We start from the raw sequence: 17,721 nt of genomic DNA on the forward strand, positions 1-17,721 counted from the left end.
AGCGATTACTACGCTGGTTAGTAGGCTGTGCCGGTGACCGAGACACCCATCGGAGGGCCGCGATGACCGCCGCGGCGTCGGCCGGCTCGCCGGTGGACGGGGTCCTCGCCACGGCGACGATCGTGCTGTCGCTCGTACTCGCGCTGTGGAGCCTGGTGGCGGCGGTCCGGCACCGGCCGCCGGACCTCGTGCAGTCCGTCGGCCTGGGCCTGCTGGAGGTGGCGCTGCTCGCGCTGACCACCCTTGCCCTGGTCGCGGTCGTCGGCGGGGACCGGGCCGGCGAACCCGGCGCGTTCTTCGGATATCTGGTGACGTTGGTCTGCCTGCCCCCGCTGGCCTGGGTGCTGGCCAGGATGGAGCCGACCCGGTGGGGGTCGGCGATCGTCTGCGCGGTCTGCCTGGTCCTGCCGGTGGTCGTGGTCCGGCTCCAGCAGACCTGGGAGGTCGTCGGTGGTTGACACCCGGGCGTCGGCGCGCGCCACCAACGCGGGGCCGGGACGGCTGCTGATCGCCGTCTACATTCTGTTCGCCATCGCCGCCACCTCCCGGGCCGCACTCCAGATCGCCACGAAGTTCGACGAGGCGCCGGTGGCGTACCTGCTCTCGGCGGTGGCCGCGCTGATCTACATCGTGGCGGCGGTCGGGCTGGCCCGCGCCGGGCACGCCGGCCGACGGGTCGCGCTGGCCTGCTGCTCGGTGGAGCTGGTCGGGGTGGTCGGCGTCGGCGTGCTCAGCCTGGTCGACGCCGAACTCTTCCCCGACGAGACGGTCTGGTCCGGCTTCGGCAGCGGCTACGGCTACATCCCGCTGGTGCTGCCGGTGTTGGGGCTGCTCTGGCTCTGGAGCACCCGCACCCGCACCGCCGCCGACTCCTGACGCCGGCCCCGGGTCCGGGTCCTGACGCCGGCTCCCGGCCCGACTCCCGACGCCGGCTCCCGGTCCGGGTCCTGACGCCGGCTCTGACGGCTGACGCCGGCCCAGGGCCGGACGCCCCGGCCCGGTCAGTCCTTCGGGCCGCCCGCGACGTAGATGACCTGCCCGGAGACGAAGGACGCGCCCTCGCTGACCAGGAACGAGATGGTGTGCGCGACGTCCTCGGGGCGGCCGGGTCGACGGACCGGGATCTCGGCGGCGGCGTGCTTCTGCAGGTCGTCGAAGTCGACCTTCATCCGGGCGGCGGTGGCGGCGGTCATGTCGGTGACGATGAAGCCGGGGGCGACCGCGTTGACCGTCACCCCGAACGGCCCCAGCTCGATGGCGAGGGTCTTGGTGAAACCCTGGAGGCCGGCCTTGGCCGCCGCGTAGTTGGCCTGGCCCCGGTTGCCCAGCGCCGAGGTACTGGACAGGTTGACGATCCGGCCGTACTTCTGCTCGACCATGTGCCGCTGGGCGGCCTGGCTGAACAGGAACGCGCCGCGCAGGTGCACCCCCAGCACGGTGTCCCAGTCGGCGTCGGTCATCTTGAACAGCAGGTTGTCCCGCAGCACCCCGGCGTTGTTGACCAGCACCGTCGGCCCGCCCAACTCGGTGGCGACCCGCTCGACGGCGGCCTCCACCTGGTCCCGGTCGGCGACGTCCGCGCCGACACCGACGGCCCGGCCACCGGCGGCGGTGATCGCGTCCACGGTCGGCCCGGTCGCCGCCTCGTCGATGTCGACCACGGCGACGGCCATGCCGTCGGCGGCCAGCCGCCGGGCGGTGGCCGCGCCGATGCCGCGCGCGGCTCCGGTGACGATGGCGACGCGGGACTCCTCCGACATGACTACCTCCCGGTAACTTCTGGCTCGATCGGAGGAGCCTACCCGCCCCGCCCCCCGTCGACGTCCCGGCCGGGCCGGGACGTCGACGGGGGGTGACGGTCAGTAGGTGGTGGAACGGCAGAGCCGGATCCAGCGGTAGCCGTGCCCGCCCAGCTTCAGGCTGTCCAGCTTGCCGACGTCGCCGTAACCCCGGTCGGTCAGGACGTCGATCGGCAGGTCCGCCTCGGCGGCCAGGGTGCTCAGATCCACCTCCACGTCCTCGGTACCGAGGTTGTGCAGGAAGACCATGGTGCCGGTCGGACCGTCGGCGCGGTGCGCGAGCACCCCGGCCGGCATCGGCACGTCGATGTGCGAGGTCGAGCCGGAACCGATCTCCGGGGCCTCCCGCAGGGTCCGGATCATCCGCTCGAACCAGGCCAGCAGGGACGTCGAGTCGCCCCGTTGGGCGGTGACGTTGACCTGCTGGTAGCCGAAGTCACCCTGGTCGATCACCGGGCGGATCAGCTTCTCCGGGTCCGCCGTGGAGAAACCACCGTTCTCCTTGTACGACCACTGCATCGGGGTACGGATCGCGTCCCGCCCGTCCAGCGCGAGGTTCTCCCCCATCCCGATCTCCTCGCCGTAGCGCAGCACCGGCGTGCCGCGCAACGAGAACTGGAGCGCGTACGCCAGCTCGATGTGCCGGCGGTCGTTGCCGAGCATCGGGGCGAGCCGCCGCCGGATGCCCCGACCGTAGAGCTGCATGTTCTCGTCCGGCCCGAACTTCGCCAGCACGTCGTTGCGCTGGTCGGCGGTGAGCCGGGACAGGTCGATCTCGTCGTGGTTGCGCAGGAAGGTCGCCCACTGGCCGCCGGTGGGCAGCTTCGGGGTGTCGCGCAGCGCGTCGACGATCGTCTCCGGGTCCTCCCGGGCGAGGGCGAGCATCAGCCGGCCGTTGAGCATGAAGTCGAAGAGCATGTGGATCCGGTTGCCCGAGCCGCTGCCGTCGCCGAAGTAGACAGGCAACTGGTCCGGTTCGACGTTCGCCTCGGCCAGCAGCACCGCGTCGCCGCGTCGCCACTGCACGTGCTGGCGCAGGTCGGTGAGAAAGTCGAAGTCCTTGGGCGCGTTCGGGTTGCCCGGCTCGGTCTGCTCGATGATGAACGGCACGGCGTCCATCCGGAATCCGGAGACGCCGAGTTGCAGCCAGAACGAGGTGATCTTCTTGATCTCGGCGCGGACCTTGGGGTTCTCGATGTTCAGGTCCGGCTGGAACGTGTAGAAGCGGTGGTAGAACCACGCCTTGGCGGTCCGGTCGTAGCTCCACGTCTCGTGCTGCTCGCCCGGGAACACCATGCCCTGGTGCCGGTCCGCCGGCTCGTGGTCGGCCCAGACGTACCAGTCACGGTACGGCGAGTCGGGCGAGGACCTGGCGGACTGGAACCACGGGTGCTGGTCGGAGGTGTGGTTGACCACCAGGTCGATGATGACCCGGATGCCCCGGTTCTGCGCCTGGTGCAGCAGCTCGGCGAAGTCGCCGAGGGTCCCCAGGCGCGGGTCGACGTTGTAGAAGTCGGTCGCGTCGTAGCCGTCGTCCTGGTTGGGCGAGGGGTGGATCGGGTTGAGCCAGAGGCAGGTCACCCCCAGCCGCGCCAGGTAGTCGAGCCGGCCGATGAGGCCCCGGAAGTCACCGACCCCGTCACCGTCGGAGTCCGCGTACGTGTCGACGTCGAGGCAGTAGACGACGGCCTCGGAATACCACCTGTCACCCATGCCGGCCTAATGTCTCCGATCGCTCGACGCCGCAAACGCGAGGCCCGTTCCATCGTCCGTCGGTGGCCACCGCGCCGACCCGGACGGGCCGGTGCGGGGTACGGTCCGGGCATGGCTGCGCATCCGATGGACGGCTCCCGGACGGTCGACTGGGACGAGGGCCGGTGGCTGCACCCACCGGTACGGGTGGACCGGGCCGGCGACGGCGCGCTGCTGGTGGAGCCGGCCGCCAACAGCGACCTGTGGCGGCACACCAGCTACGGCTTCGTCCACGACGACGGGCCGGCGCTGCTCGCCCCGCTGCCGGCCGACGGCGCGGTCGAGGTGGACTTCCTGCTCGACTACACCGCCCAGTTCGACCAGGCCGGGGTGCTGGTGCGGGTGGACGAGCGGAACTGGATCAAGGCCGGGGTGGAGGTCAGCGACGGACTGCCGCAGGTCGGCGCGGTGGTGACCCGGGAGTTCTCCGACTGGTCGGTGGCCCCGGTGCCGGACTGGCAGGGCCGGGAGGTGACCGTGCGGGCCAGCCGCAGCGGCGACGCGCTGACGGTCCGGGCTCGGGCCGCCGACGAGCCGTGGCGGCTGGTGCGGCTCGCCCCGCTCGCCCCGGACGCGGTGGCACTGGCCGGGCCGTTCTGCTGTGCGCCCACCCGGGGCGGGCTGACCGTCCGGTTCACCGGCTGGCGACAGGGTCCGGCGGACCGGGGACTGCACCCCTGAGACTGAGCCCCGGCTCAACCGGCTGCGACCGCCGGTCTCCTGGCGGCACGACCGGCTGCGACCGGTCTCCTGGTGGCGTGGGTCGGACGGCGCGACCGGGCACCGGTGGGGTTCGGCGGGTGGGCCCCCTCACCGCAAGGTGTAAGTGGTGGCCGGCTGGGTACCACTGTCCGATCCCGCCGGCCCGCTGGAAGGACGCCCATGGCTCTCGCCGAGAACGTCGACCCGAACAAGTTCACCGGGCTGACCGGATGGGTGGCGGGCGTCATCGACTCCCTCGGCGCGGTCGGCGTCGCCTTCCTGGTGGCGTTGGAGAGCATCATCCCGCCGATCCCGAGCGAGATCGTGCTGGCGATGGCCGGCTACCTAGCCGCCGAGGGCCGGTTCAGCCTGGTGGTGATCGTCCTCGCCGCGACGGTCGGTTCGCTGGTCGGCGCGCTGGTGCTCTACTGGCTCGGCGCGGCGATCGGCGAGGAACGGCTCAAGCACTGGCTGGACCGCATCCCGCTGGTCGACCGGGAGGACCTGGAGAAGGCCGACCGCTGGTTCGAGCGGCACGGCCGGTGGGCGGTGCTGATCGGCCGGCTGGTGCCGGTGGTGCGCAGCCTGGTCTCCGTCCCGGCCGGCGCGAACCGGATGCCGATGGGCGAGTTCGTGCTGCTCACCACCCTGGGCAGCGGGGTGTGGAACGCGCTGGTGGTCGGCCTCGGTTACACGCTGGGCTCGCGTTGGCAGGACGTGGAGAAGTACAGCGACTGGTTCAACTACGCCATCTTCGCGGTCTTCGCCGTCATGATCGTGAGCTGGGCGGGCAAGAAGATCCGCTCCCGCCGCGACCGGGGTGACCGACGGTCGGTGTCCGCCGACCACTGACCGGACCACCGCGCCGCCCGACGGGGTTCACCCCGCCCGAAGGGCCGCGAGGGCGGGTTGAGAGGTACGGCCAGTAGGCAACGGCCGGGCATGAGGACCGCCCGGCCGAGCAGCCGCCCCGCCGGTGGAGCCGGACCGTCGGACCGGCCGGCCCCACCGGGCGGTGGTGTTCAGAACCTCGCGGTGATCGAGGTGAACTCCCAGAGGTTCTGGGCGATGCCGGAGCAGTTGGCGACCACTCCCCCGTCCGGGCAGGCGCGGTCGCGGTTGACCGACCAGAAGGTGAACCGGGACAGCCCCCGTGCCTTGGCCCAGTCCCGGATCTGCGTCCAGGTGGCCGGCGAGGTCAGCTCCCGCTGGTCGGACAGGCCGTTCATGCCGCTGATGCCCATGTGCGCGTACGCGGTGGCGTCGGACCAGCCGAACGCCGACTTCAGCGTGGTCTTCAGCCCCTCGGCGGCGTTGACGGTGTTCTGGTACATGTTCGCCCCGCCGCCGAAGTCGAACGGCATGATCGTGAAGGTGTCGATGTTCGCGCCGAGCGCGGCGGCCTGGTTGACCAGCCGGGTGCCGTAGTACGACGGCCCGGTGGTCGAGGTGCCGAAGGTGACGATCGTCCTGATCCCCGGGTTGTTCTGCTTGACGATCTTCAGGGCGCCGAGGATGCGGTCCTGCACCACCTCGTTCTCGAACTCGTCGCTGTTCTCGATGTCGATGTCGATCGCCTTCAACCCGTACGCGTTGATCACCTGCTGGTACGCCCCGGCGAGGGCGCTGGCCGACGCGCAGTTCGGGCCGAGCTTGTTGCCGCTCCAGCCGCCGAAGGACGGGATGACGTCGCCGCCGGCCGCCCGGATCGCGGCGATGGTGTTGGCGTGCGCGCCCCCGGTGAGCGGCCCGGAGCCGTCCCAGGCGGGGGTGCAGCCACCGCCGGAGAGCACGAACGCGATGGTGAACCACTTCACCCCGGTCGCTCCCATCACGGTGGCCGGTGCGGGCGGGTCACCCCAGCCGGGGTAGAGGTAGGGGGCGGCGGCCATCGTGCCGCTGCCGCCGGTGCAGCCGGTGGTGGTGGCCGACACCGGGGCCGACTTCGCCGACTCACCGGCCGCGTTGTAGGCCGTGACGGTCCAGCTGTGGGTGGAGCAGGCGGCCAGCCCGGAGACGGTGGTCGAGGTGCCGGTGACGGTGGCCTTCACCGTGCCGCCCTCGTAGATCCGGTAGCCGGTGACCGTGCCGGAGACGGCGTTCCAGGCCAGCGTGGCCGCGGACGCGGTGGTGCCGGTGACCCGCAGCCCGCCCGGGGTGGCCGGGCCGGTCGGGTTGCCGGGGCCGCCGCCGGTGCAGGCCCCGCCGTTGACGGTGCAGTTGGTCGGGTCGCCGGTGCCGGCGACGACGAAGCCGAAGGTGGTGCTGGCGCCCGGCGCGAGGCTGCCGTTCCAGCTCTGGTTGAGGGCGGTGACGCGCTGGCCGGAGCTGCTCAGCCGGGCGTCCCAGAACGACCCGACGGTGCTGCCCGAGGGCAGGTCGAACGCGACGGTCCACGAGCTGATCGCGGTCGAGGTGTCGTTGGTGACGGTGAATTTGGCCTCGTACCCGCTGCCCCAGCTGGCGGTGCGGACGAAGGCGGCGGTGGCGGCGGACGCGGCCGGCGGGGCCACGAGCGTGCCGGTGACCAGGGCGGCGGCGAGCGCGACGGCGAGGGTTGCCGCGCGGGGGGAGCGGAGTCTCACGGGTGGCCTCCAGTGGACCGGAGCGGGTCGGGGGCGGGGGTGCGACCGGGCCGCGTGCGCGGTCCGGTGGGCGCGGTCCGGGGGTGGGACCGCCGGGACGACGATGAACCGATCCACGATCGTCCACGTCCGCGCTCATTATTAAGACTCTTAACTGTTAATGTCCAGAGCCCTTTCCGGCCGCCCACTCCCCGCCGCCCCGACCCGACCACACCGGCGTGGGCGGTCGCCGGGTCGCGGGCCGGCCCGGCGCATGGGTGCGGGGTCCGCGCCACCCCGGCGCGGACCCCGCACCGCCCGGTCAGCGGCGGAAGGTGAACCAGTTGACGTTGACGAAGTCGGCCGGCTGGCCGCTGCTGAAGGTGAGGTAGACGGTGTGCCGCCCGGTCACCGCCGACACGTTGCCCGGCACCGACCGCCAGCTCTGCCAGCCGCCGGTGTTGGCCAGGGCGAAGCTGCCGATCGGGGTGGCGGTCGGGCTGTCCACCCGCACCTCGACCAGGCCGCTCACCCCGCCCGCCGCGCCGGAGGCCACCCGGGCCAGGAAGTCGCGCGGGCCACTGCTGCCGAAGTCCACGTTGTCGTAGCGGGCCCAGTCACCGTTGCGCAGCGCGGCGATGTTCTGCCCGCCCTCGGCACAGGTCTCGACGGCCACCCCGTTCTGCCCGGAGAACGCCTCGGCCTGGATCGTCGAGTAGGCGTCCACGGTGCCCGACGGCGGCGGGGTGGTCGGGGCCGGCGTGGTGGGGGTGGGCGTCGGGGTGGAGCCACCGCCCCGGCGGTAGACCGCGACGTAGTCGACCAGCATCGGCCGACCGGAGACGGTGGAGCCGGTCGGCGTGACGGCACCGGCCACCCCGTCCGGGAAGGAGCCGCCCATCGCCACGTTGAGCAGCAGGAAGTAACCGCCGTGGCCGGTCATCTGCGCCCAGTAGCTGGCCCCGACCTGGGTCTGGGTGACGGTGTGGAACAGCTGCCCGTCGACGTACCAGCGCAGCTGCTGCGGGCTGACCGAGGTGTCCCACTCGGTGCGGTAGGTGTGGAAGGCCGCCTGACAGGCGCTGCCGGGGCAGACCCGGGTCGCGCCCAGCCCGCTGAACTCGTTGCACGGGCCGCCGGGGGCCACCCCGCAGTGCAGCGCGCCCCAGACCTGGTTGAGCCCGTTGACGTTCTCCATCACGTCGATCTCGCCGATGCCCGGCCAGTTCTGGTAGTTGCCCCGGTAGGGTGCGCCGAGCGCCCAGAACGCCGGCCAGTAGCCGGCCGCCTGGGCGCCGGTGACGTTGGGCATCTGGATTCGCCCCTCGATCGCCAGCACCCCGCCCGACGGGGGCTTGAAGTCGGTGCGCACGGTCTCGATCCGGGCCGAGGTCCACCGGCCGGCGGAGTCGCGCAGCGGGGTGATCCGCAGGTTGCCGGACCCGTCGTGGGCCAGGTTGGCGGTGCTGCCGGTGTACGTCTGGATCTCGCCGGTGCCCCAGCTGGCCGGGCCGCCCGGGTAGCTGGTGCCGGTGTCGACGATCCAGTTGGCCGAGGACGGCAGGGTGCCGGCCCCACCGGTGAAGTCGTCGCTCCACATCAGGCTCCACCCCGACGGCGGCGACGGGACGGCGGCCTGGGCGGCGACCGAGACGCCGGTCAGCGCGGTGGCAGCGGCGAGCGTGACCGCCAGGGCGAGCCGGTGGCGGGGCCGGCGCGGGGCGGTGGGGGCGACCGGAGCCGCCGGGACAGCGTTCATCGGGATGCCTCTCTGGGGGACGGGAGCAAAGAGAGCGCTCTCTGAGCGGTTTTCTACGCTCCCGTCCCACCATTTGTCAACGCTCGTCGATGGCTCCGGCCGGCACCGGTTGCGGCCGACGCAGCAGCACGTGTTCCGCCACCGTCCACCCGGTGGTGGTGACCAGGTAGAGCACCGCCGCCAACGGCACCACCAACGCCAGCAACACCGTCCCGTACGGCAGCAGCGGCAGCACCCGGGCCAGCAACGCCGCCCCCGGCTGGTCCGTCGGCGCGGCGGCCGACGCCGCCGCCCGCCGGGACAGCACCGTGGCCAGGCCGGCCAGGGTCGCCAGCAGCACCCCGAACACCAGCAGCACCGACAGGGTCAGCCCATCGCCCAGGTGCCAGCCCAGCGGCACCCCGGCCAGCCGCGCGTCGAGCAGCCCGACCGCACCGTCACCGGTGCCGAACAGGCGGTACATGACCAGGAAGAACGGAGCCTGGAGCAGCGCCGGCAGGCACCCCGCCACCGGCGACGCCCCGGCCCGGCGGTAGAGCGCGAACACCTCCGACTGCAACGTCGCCGGGTCGTCCGCGTACCGCTGCTGGAGCTGGCGCAACTGCGGGGCGAGGGCCGCGCGACGCCGCTCCGCGCGGACCTGGGCGACGGTGAGCGGTGAGATCAACAGCCTGACGGCGATGGTGAACAGCACGATGGCGGCGGCGGTGGCGGCCCCGCCGGCCAGCGGTGTCAGCAGCCCGGCGAGCCAGCCGACGACGGAACCCGCGGCGGCAGCCGCGTCGTGCACAGGTGAGAAGGCGAGCATGGGGGAACCCCTCGGTCCGATTCCGGAGGTCCGCACGGGACGTCGACCGGCCGCCCGTCAGGGCGGTCGGCAGTTCACCGTGGGACGGATGACGACGGAACCGGTCGGGGTCGGCGGCGCGCGGGATCAGCCCGCGACCGGGGACCACCCGACCGGGAGGGAACCCCCGGGTGCCCGGGGGCGGGGTCGGCCCGCCGCGTCCGGATCGACCTGCCGGGGTACGCGTCGACGCCGGGCCCGGTCGCGTAACCCGACCGCCCGCCGTCGCCCCGTGCCGGGGCCGACCGTCGGTCGGGGACGGGTCGCCAGCAGGACGACGAGCAGCAACGCGGCCACCACCGCCGCACCGGCGAGCAGGTCACCCGGCCGGTCCGCGAGCAGGGTCAGCCCGACGAGCGCGTACGCCCACAGACCCGTCACCACCCGCAGCCCCGACACGCCCGCCAGCCTAGGACCCGCTGTCACGTCGGAGGGCCGCGACGGCCTCGACCACCGTCTCCGGCCGGTCCACGTGCAGCAGATGCCGGGCGTCCCGCAACACCTCCTGCCGGCCGGCGGGGAAGCTCGCCGCCAGCGCGGCGTGTCCGGCCCGCCACGCCGCCCGACCGGCCGGGGTGGGCACGTCGCCGAGCGCGGTCAACACCCGCACCGGCAGCGTCGGTGCCGCCGTCACCGCCCGCAACGCCACCAGTTCCGCCGCCACCGCCGGGTACGCCAGCCACTGCACCAGCGCCCCGACCAGCACCGATCCGCAGCCGTACGCCGCCGCAGCGGTCGGGTCGGGCGGGCGGACGCTCATCGGGCGCACCGCCCGACGCCACGCCCCCGGGCCGTACCGGCGGGCCAGACCGGACCGGTCGAGCGCCCCGGCCAGCACCGGTGCCCCGGCCGCCACCGTGCCGGCCGTCCACGCCGACCACCGCCGCCACCGGGCGGCCCCGTCCGGGTCCACCAGGCTCGGGTCCACCAGCACCAGCCCGGCGAGCCGCCCCGGATGCCGTCGGGCGTACGCCTCGGCGGGCAGCGCCGCCGCCGAGTGCGCCACCAGCACCGGCCGGTCCAGCCCGGTCACCGCCGCGTCCACGCGGGCCAGTTCGGCGGTGAGGGTGGGCACCCGGGTGTCGTCCGGCCGGTCCAGCCGGCGCACCAGGTACCCGGCGGCGGTCAGCGGCGGCACCAGCCGGTCCCAGGTCGCCGCCCCCTCCCCCATCCCCGGGCAGAGCAGCACCCCCGGTCCGCCGGCGCGCGCCGCCGGGTCGTCGGTGGCCGGGCCGGTCACCGGGGGCGCTCCGGGCCGGGGCCCCGGCGGGCGACGGCGGCGGTGAGCAGCAGCCAGCCGGACAGGCCGGTGAGCTGGACCCGCTGCCACAGGCCCAACCCCCACTCGGGGTGCAGGGTGGCGACCAGCGTGCCGACCGTGCCGACCGCCAGCACCACCGCCACCACCAGCCCGGCCCGGCGGCGGACCGGACCACGCAGCACGGCGAGGACCGCCACCAGGCCGAGCAGCGCGCCGGCCACCGCCACCGACGAGGTGACCGTGTGGGCCTGGTGCCGCCAGGACAACTCGCCCGCCTCCTCCAGCCGGGCGCAGCGGTCGTCGATCGAGGGGGCGCAGTCCATCGAGGTGTACCCGCCGTCGACGGCGGTGGCGACACCGAACACCAGCAGCCCCCACCAGGCCGGTCGGGGCACCTCCCGGACCACCCGGGCCAGCAGCAACCCGGCCGCCGTCGCGCACAGCCCGGTCGTCACGTCGCCGAGCTGGAAGACCAGGTGGTACGGCTGGTCCCGGGCGGCCAGCTCACTCAGGTAACTCTGCACCGGCCGCAGCCCCGGGTTGAGCACCGGGGCGAGCAACCAGGAGGCGTAACAGACCGCCGCCACCACCAGCGCCACCGCCGCCCCCGTCCGGGCGATCCGGTGCCCGCCGCCCGCACGGGCCCCCGGGTCCGGGTCACGGTGGGGGTGGTTCACGAGGACTCGCGGACCATCGGGAACGGCAGGGTCTCCCGGATGGACCGGCCGGTCAGCAACATCACCAACCGGTCCACGCCCAACCCCAGGCCACCGGTCGGCGGCATCGCGTACTCCAGGGCGGTGAGGAAGTCCTCGTCCAGCTCCATCGCCTCCGGGTCACCACCGGCCGCCTTCAGCGACTGGGCGGTCAGCCGTCGCCGCTGCTCGGTCGGGTCGACCAGCTCCGAGTACGCGGTGCCCAACTCCATCCCGAACGCCACCAGGTCCCACCGCTCGGCCAACCGGGGATCGGACCGGTGCTGCCGGGTCAACGGCGACACGTCGGTCGGGAAGTCCAGGTAGAACGTGGGCACGTCGGTACGCGCCTCGACCAGTCGCTCGTACAGCTCCAGCAGCAGTTCGGCGCGCTCCCACCCCGGGTCGTACGGCACCTGAGCCGTGTCGGCGAGCCGGCGCAGGGTGGCGACGTCGGTGTCGACGGTCACCTCCTCGCCCAGCGCGGCGGAGACCGCCCCGTGCACCGTGTGCACCGGCCACGGCCCACCGATGTCCACCAGCTCACCGGTGCCCGGTCGACGGGCCAGTGGAGCCCCGTGCACCGCCACCGCCGCCGCCACGATCAGCTCCCGGGCCAGCTCCCGCATGTCGTGGTAGTCGGCGTACGCCTGGTACGCCTCCAGCACGGTGAACTCCGGGTTGTGGCTGAAGTCGACACCCTCGTTGCGGAACACCCGGCCCAGCTCGTACACCCGCTCGACGCCGCCCACGGCGAGCCGCTTGAGGTAAAGCTCCGGGGCGATCCGCAGGGTCAACCGCAGGTCGTAGGCGTTGCTGTGGGTGACGAACGGGCGGGCGTTGGCTCCGCCGTGCACCCGTTGCAGGATCGGCGTCTCCACCTCCAGGAAGTCCCGCGACACCAGGGTCCGCCGCAGGCTGGTCAGGGTGGCGCTGCGGGCGCGCAGCAGGTCCCGGGCCTGCGGGCTGGTCGCCAGGTCCAGGTAGCGGCGGCGGACCCGCGCCTCCGGGTCGGCCAGGCCGTGGTGCTTGTCGGGCAGCGGGCGCAGGCACTTGGCGGTGAGCTGCCAGTCGGCCACCCGGACCGACACCTCGCCGCGCCGGGTGGCGTACACCTCGCCGGTCGCGCCGACGTGGTCGCCGATGTCGACGGTGGCCCGCCACCGGGGCAGCTCCTTCTCCAGCACCAGTTGCAGGTCGCCACTGCCGTCACGGATGGTGACGAAGCAGATCCGACCGTGGTCACGGACCAGCAGCACCCGCCCGGCCACCGACACGGTCTCCCCGGTGCCGGTGTCCGGGGCCAGCCCGGCGTGCCGCGCCCGCACCGCCGCACACCCGTCGGTACGCGGCCACCCCACCGGGTACGCCTCGACGCCCTGCGCCCGTAGCCGGTCCAGCTTCGCCCGCCGGACCCGCACCTGCTCGGGCTGCTGCTCGCGGGCCGGTTCGGGGCTGACCGCGTGCACCGTGGCCGCGTCCGGCGGCACGAACCCCACCCCGCCACCGGCCGGGGGTGCCCCGTACAGCGGGGACGGCCGGCCGCCGGGCAACGCCACGAAGCCCTCCGCGACAGCGGCGGCCAACCCCACCCGGGCCAACTCCCGCCGCTCGCCGAAGCACAGGTAGCGGGGCGTCCAGTGCGGCTGGTACTTGGCGTTGGACAGGTACAGCGACTCCAACTGCCACCAGCGGGAGAAGAACAGCAGCGTACGCCGCCACAGCCGGATCACCGGGCCGGCGCCGATCCGGGCGCCCTGCTCGAAGACCGACCGGAACACGGCGAAGTTCAACGACACCCGCTCGACACCCAGCCGGGGGGCCGCACCGAGCAGCGCGGCCACCATGAACTCGGTGACCCCGTTCTCGGCGGTGCGGTCCCGACGCATCAGGTCCAGCGACAGGCCGTCGGTGCCCCACGGGCTCAACGACAGCAGCGCCCGCACCCGGCCGGTGCCGTCGCGGGCCTCCACCAGCACGCAGTCACCGTCGGCCGGGTCACCGAGCCGGCCCAGCGCCATCGAGAAGCCGCGCTCGTGCTCGGTGTCCCGCCAGCGGGTGGCCAGGGCGGCGAGGTCGGCCAGCTCGTCCGGCGGGATCTCGTGGTGCCGGCGGACCAGCGCGGTGTGACCGGCCCGCTCGACCCGGTGCACCGCCTGCCGGACCGGACGCATGTCCCGCCCGCCCAGGTCGAACTCCCGGGCCAGCAGGATCGCCTCGTCGCCCAGTTGCAGCACCTTCAACCCGTGCCGGTGGTAGGCCCGCGCGCCGGCCTCGCTGGCCCCCATCACCGCCGGGGTCCAGGCGTACTCCCGGGCCTGGTCCAGCCAGGCGGTGATGGCCGGACCCCACGCCTCCGGGTCACCCACCGGGTCGCCGCTGGCCAGGCTCACCCCGTTGACCACCCGGTAGGTCAGCGCCGCCTTCCCGCTGGCCGAGAAGATCGCCGCCTTGTCCCGTCGGGTGGCGAAGTAGCCGAGCGAGTCCCGGTCGCCGTAGCGGGCCAGCAGTTCCCGGATCCGCTGCTCCTCGTCGGGGTGCAGCACGGCGGCGGCGCGCTGGGAACGCAGCAGGGTGAACAGGCCGGCCAGGAAGGCGACCGCGCCCATCCCGCCGAGCAGCAGGTTGACCCAGCCGGGGGCCTGGCCCTGCCGGGTGACGTCCAGCGTGATGGCCCCGCCGAAGACCTTCTCGATGGCGTACCCGACCCGGTCCAGCAAGCTGCGCAGGCTGCCGGGCACGGCGGTGAGCAGCAGGTAACCGAGCCCGACGGCAGCCGCGGCGAGGCCGAAGAACACCCCGAGGGCGCGGCGGGTGCTGCCGCTGCGGACCCGGGCGTAGAACTCCCGCCGGGCGGTCAGCAGCAGGGTCAGGGCGGCGGCGGCGAACCCGATGCCCACCCAGACACCGACGGCGTCGATCAGGGTGAACAGCTGCCGGCCGGCGTCGTCGGTGAGCTGGTCCGCGCCGACGGTCACCAGCACCAGGCCGGTCAGCACCCCGACGACCAGGCTGAGGATGAAGTAGACGACCAGCACCCAGTACGCCAGCCGCTTGCGGCGCAGCACCGCCGCGGCGAGGGTGCCGAGGAACACCGCGTACGCCAGGTTGGCCGGTGCCGGCACCAGCAGCGTGTCGATGGTGGTCCGGACCGGCTGGAACTCGGCGTTGGCCGCGCTGCTCACCGCCGCCAGCGCGCAGATCGCGGCGATGAACCACAGCAGCGCCGCGAACATCCGGGGCACCTGCCGCCGCCAGTCCCGCCCGGCCGGCCGGGGCGGGTGGCCGGGCCGCCGCGCCGGGGTCGGGGGCGCCGACTGGGGCACCGTCGTCGGGGTCACCTGACCTCCCTCACGTTCCCGCCCCGACCCGCTCCAGGTCGGGGCGGGGGTGCGGCACGGCACCGGTCGGCGGGACCGGGTCATGGTAAGCATCCGGGGCGATGGCTCGCCGTGTCGCGTTTTCTCCGCCGGACACTGCGGGTAATGGGCCGGACAGCACCGTGGCGAACCCGCCGCGGCGGGACGGGACGGACGGTGATGGCGATGACCAGTGGGGTGGCGGCCGGGGCGATGGCTCCGGAGCGGACCGGGCCCGACCGGCTCACGGTGGGCGTGGAGGAGGAGTTCCTCCTGGTCGATCCGCACACCGGTGCCGCGGTGCCCGCCGTCGACCTGGTCATGGCGCAGGTGCCGGCCGAACTGCGCGGGCAGGTGGAGCGGGAGTTCCAGACCAGCCAGATCGAGATCGGCAGCCCACCCGGGTTGGAGCTGAGTTCGATCCGGCACTCGCTGGGTGTGCTGCGCGGCGCGTTGGCCGACGCCGCCGAGCGGGCCGGCGTCCGGGTGCTGGCCATCGGCACCGGCCCGGTGGCGGGACCGGTGCCGCCGGTGGTGGACAAGCCCCGCTTCGACCGGATGATCGACCGGTTCCGGCTGCTGGTGCCCGGCCCCGGCAACAACGGCATGCACGTGCACGTGGGTGTCCCGGACCCGGACACCGGTGTGCAGGTGCTCAACCACATCCGGCCGTGGCTGCCGGTGCTGCACGCGATGACCACCAACTCGCCCTTCTCCGAGGGGGTCGACACCGGCTACGCGAGCTGGCGTTCCGTCGAGTGGGAACGCTGGCCGTCGGTCGCGCCCACCCCCTACCTGGAGTCGTACGAGCACTACGAGCGGCTGATCCGGCAGTTGATCGCCAGCGGGGTGATGCTCGACGAGGGGATGCTCTACTGGTACGCCCGGCTGTCGGCGAAGTACCCGACGGTGGAGGTCCGCATCGGTGACGTCTGCCCGTCGGTCGACGACGCGGTGCTGGTGGCGGGGCTGGTCCGGGCGCTGGTCGCCACCGCCATGGACGACGTGGCGGCGGGCCGCCCGCCGGTGAACACCGACCACCACCTGCTGGTGGCCGCGCACTGGCGGGCCGCCCACGACGGGTTGGAGGGCGACTGCGTCGACCTGGCCAACGGTGAGCTGCGCCCGGCCTGGGAACTGGTCGACCGGCTCGTCGAGCGGGTCCGCCCGGCCCTGGAGGCGCACGACGACCTGGCCGAGGTCACCGAGCTGCTGGCCACGCTGCGCCGGCACGGCACCGGGGCGGCCCGGCAGCGGGCCGTGTTCGCCCGGTCGGGCCGGCTGGAGGACGTGGTCACCGAGGTCGCCCGGCAGACCCGTGGCTGACCGCCGAGGTGACGACCGGCGCGTGGGCGGCCGGCGCGTGGAAGACTGGGCGTCGTGACGGAGCGGCTGATCGTCGTCGGTGGGGACGCCGCCGGGATGGCGGCGGCCTCCCAGGCCCGCCGCCGCCGGGGCGTCGACGACCTGGAGATCGTGGCGTTCGAGCGGGGACACTTCACGTCGTACTCGGCGTGCGGCATCCCGTACTGGATCAGCGGGCTGGTGCAGGAGCGGGACGCGTTGATCGCCCGCGACCCGGCCACCTTCCGCGACGACTTCGCCATCGACGTACGGCTGCGTACCGAGGTCACCGGCATCGACCTCGACCGCAGGGAGGTCACCGCCCGCCGGCTCGACGACGGCGGCGAGGTCCGCGAACCGTTCGACACCCTGATGTACGCCACCGGCTCCGTCCCGAACCTGCCCGACTGGGCGGACGACGACGTCGACGGCATCTTCGGCATCCAGACCCTGGACGACGCGGCGGCGCTGCGGGCCTGGCTGGACGCCGACCCGACGCCGACCCGGGCGGTGGTGGTCGGCGGCGGCTACATCGGGGTGGAGATGGCCGAGGCACTGATCCAACGCGGGCTCGCCGTCACCCTGGTCGAGCGGGGCGAGCAACCGATGGCCACCGTCGACGAGGACATGGCCGGCCTGGTCGCCGACGCGATGCGCGGGCTGGGCGTCGAGATCCGTACCGGTGTCACGGTCAGCGGGGTCGAGCAGCGCGACGGCCGGGTGTCCGCGGTGGTCACCTCCGCCGGCCCGGTGCCGGCCGACGTCGTGGTCCTCGGCCTGGGCGTACGCCCCAACACCGCGCTCGCCGCCGCCGCCGGTCTCCCGCTCGGCCAGACCGGCGGGGTCCGCGTCGACCGCCGGATGCGGGTCGCCGGGGTGCCCGGCGTCTGGGCGGCCGGCGACTGCGTGGAGACCCTGCACCGGGTCACCGGCATGTCGGTGCACATCCCGCTCGGCACCCACGCCAACAAGCAGGGCCGGGTCGCCGGGATCAACATCGGCGGCGGGTACGCCACCTTCCCCGGGGTGATCGGCACCGCCGTGACGAAGGTGTGCGACCTGGAGGTGGGGCGTACCGGGCTGCGGGAGCGGGACGCCACGGCGGCCGGGTTCGAGTTCGTCTCGGTGATCGCCGAGTCGACGAACCGGGCCGGCTACTACCCGGGGGCCCAGGCGATGACGGTCAAGCTGATCGCCGAACGGCCCACCGGTCGGCTGCTCGGCGCACAGATCGTCGGCCGATCCGAGGCGGCGAAGCGGATCGACGCGCTGGCCGTGGCGCTGTGGAACGAGATGACGGTGGACGAGATGACCGCCCTCGACCTCGGCTACGCCCCGCCGTACGCGCCGGTCTGGGACCCGGTGCTGATCGCCGCCCGCAAGGCCGTCGACGCCCTCGACCGCTGACCCGCTGCCTCCCGCCCACCCCCACCGACCACCCCGCGCCACCCTGCCCCGCCCCGCTCTGCGCCGCACCGCCGCGCAAGGCGCGCCGTACCGCTCCACCGTGCGCCGCACGCCGCACCATCGCGTCACGGTGCGTCGGCACGCGTCCCTTTGTGGAGAGTTGGGCGGGGCCGCGGCCGCCGGACAGCGACCAACCCAAATGAAGCGAGGCCGCGAGGCGGGGCGGGGCGGC

The 17,721-nt window shown here is 73.8% G+C and carries 15 protein-coding genes; 6 read left to right on the forward strand and 9 right to left on the reverse strand.

The features are described from left to right. Positions 1-62: 62 nt before the first annotated feature. Positions 63-458, forward strand: a complete 396-nt coding sequence (locus tag AB0K25_RS27180; RefSeq protein ID WP_219464465.1) for a hypothetical protein — start codon at positions 63-65, stop codon at positions 456-458. Further along, the gene (locus AB0K25_RS27185) at positions 451-876 is read left to right on the forward strand and encodes a hypothetical protein (RefSeq protein WP_208568378.1); all 426 of its coding nucleotides are present in this window, start codon (positions 451-453) and stop codon (positions 874-876) included. The genes AB0K25_RS27180 and AB0K25_RS27185 overlap by 8 nt, the downstream gene beginning before the upstream one ends. 125 nt (positions 877-1,001) lie before the next feature. Here the strand turns inward: AB0K25_RS27185 and fabG are convergent, their stop codons facing one another. Continuing rightward, on the reverse strand, positions 1,002-1,760 hold the full coding sequence (gene fabG, locus AB0K25_RS27190) for a 3-oxoacyl-ACP reductase FabG (protein ID WP_219464467.1): 759 nt from the start codon (positions 1,758-1,760) through the stop codon (positions 1,002-1,004). A gap of 99 nt (positions 1,761-1,859) precedes the next feature. Beyond that, positions 1,860-3,512 carry an alpha-amylase family protein gene (locus AB0K25_RS27195; protein WP_363823397.1) on the reverse strand — a complete coding sequence of 551 codons (1,653 nt, stop codon included), beginning with the start codon at positions 3,510-3,512 and terminating at the stop codon, positions 1,860-1,862. A 111-nt stretch (positions 3,513-3,623) separates the two neighbouring features. Here AB0K25_RS27195 and AB0K25_RS27200 point away from each other — a divergent pair, with 111 nt between their 5' ends. After that, entirely contained in the window at positions 3,624-4,232 is a 609-nt protein-coding gene (locus AB0K25_RS27200) for a DUF1349 domain-containing protein (RefSeq protein WP_357535021.1), read from the forward strand. Between the two features lie 201 nt (positions 4,233-4,433). Further along, on the forward strand, positions 4,434-5,105 hold the full coding sequence (locus AB0K25_RS27205) for a DedA family protein (protein WP_357535023.1): 672 nt from the start codon (positions 4,434-4,436) through the stop codon (positions 5,103-5,105). Positions 5,106-5,275: 170 nt separating this feature from the next. Here the strand turns inward: AB0K25_RS27205 and AB0K25_RS27210 are convergent, their stop codons facing one another. The 7 genes from AB0K25_RS27210 to lysX form a co-directional block, all read right to left on the reverse strand. After that, the gene (locus tag AB0K25_RS27210; RefSeq protein ID WP_357535025.1) at positions 5,276-6,838 is read right to left on the reverse strand and encodes a cellulose binding domain-containing protein; all 1,563 of its coding nucleotides are present in this window, start codon (positions 6,836-6,838) and stop codon (positions 5,276-5,278) included. Between the two features lie 301 nt (positions 6,839-7,139). Next, positions 7,140-8,576 (reverse strand): carbohydrate-binding protein, encoded by a 1,437-nt coding sequence (locus tag AB0K25_RS27215; protein ID WP_357535027.1) that lies wholly within the window; start codon positions 8,574-8,576, stop codon positions 7,140-7,142. 76 nt (positions 8,577-8,652) lie between these two features. Further along, a complete protein-coding gene (gene yidC, locus AB0K25_RS27220; RefSeq protein ID WP_363823401.1) occupies positions 8,653-9,384 on the reverse strand; it encodes a membrane protein insertase YidC in 732 nt (243 codons plus the stop codon). A gap of 126 nt (positions 9,385-9,510) precedes the next feature. Beyond that, on the reverse strand, positions 9,511-9,822 hold the full coding sequence (locus AB0K25_RS27225; RefSeq protein ID WP_357535031.1) for a DUF6412 domain-containing protein: 312 nt from the start codon (positions 9,820-9,822) through the stop codon (positions 9,511-9,513). Positions 9,823-9,832: 10 nt separating this feature from the next. Then, the gene (locus AB0K25_RS27230; protein ID WP_363823404.1) at positions 9,833-10,663 is read right to left on the reverse strand and encodes an alpha/beta hydrolase; all 831 of its coding nucleotides are present in this window, start codon (positions 10,661-10,663) and stop codon (positions 9,833-9,835) included. After that, a complete protein-coding gene (locus AB0K25_RS27235; RefSeq protein ID WP_363823407.1) occupies positions 10,660-11,361 on the reverse strand; it encodes a DUF998 domain-containing protein in 702 nt (233 codons plus the stop codon). Before AB0K25_RS27235 ends, AB0K25_RS27230 begins: the two co-directional genes overlap by 4 nt. Next, positions 11,358-14,720, reverse strand: a complete 3,363-nt coding sequence (gene lysX, locus AB0K25_RS27240; RefSeq protein ID WP_308290901.1) for a bifunctional lysylphosphatidylglycerol synthetase/lysine--tRNA ligase LysX — start codon at positions 14,718-14,720, stop codon at positions 11,358-11,360. The genes AB0K25_RS27235 and lysX overlap by 4 nt, the downstream gene beginning before the upstream one ends. Positions 14,721-14,924: 204 nt before the next feature. Between lysX and AB0K25_RS27245 the strand changes: the two genes are divergently transcribed. Together AB0K25_RS27245 and AB0K25_RS27250 are read left to right on the forward strand one after the other, a co-directional pair. Beyond that, positions 14,925-16,064 (forward strand): glutamate--cysteine ligase, encoded by a 1,140-nt coding sequence (locus tag AB0K25_RS27245; protein WP_363823410.1) that lies wholly within the window; start codon positions 14,925-14,927, stop codon positions 16,062-16,064. A 54-nt stretch (positions 16,065-16,118) separates the two neighbouring features. Beyond that, the gene (locus AB0K25_RS27250) at positions 16,119-17,489 is read left to right on the forward strand and encodes an FAD-dependent oxidoreductase (protein ID WP_363823413.1); all 1,371 of its coding nucleotides are present in this window, start codon (positions 16,119-16,121) and stop codon (positions 17,487-17,489) included. Positions 17,490-17,721 lie beyond the last annotated feature (232 nt).

Source organism: Micromonospora sp. NPDC049257 (genome assembly GCF_040678915.1).
In the GTDB taxonomy this organism is placed as follows: Bacteria; Actinomycetota; Actinomycetes; order Mycobacteriales; family Micromonosporaceae; genus Micromonospora; species Micromonospora antibiotica.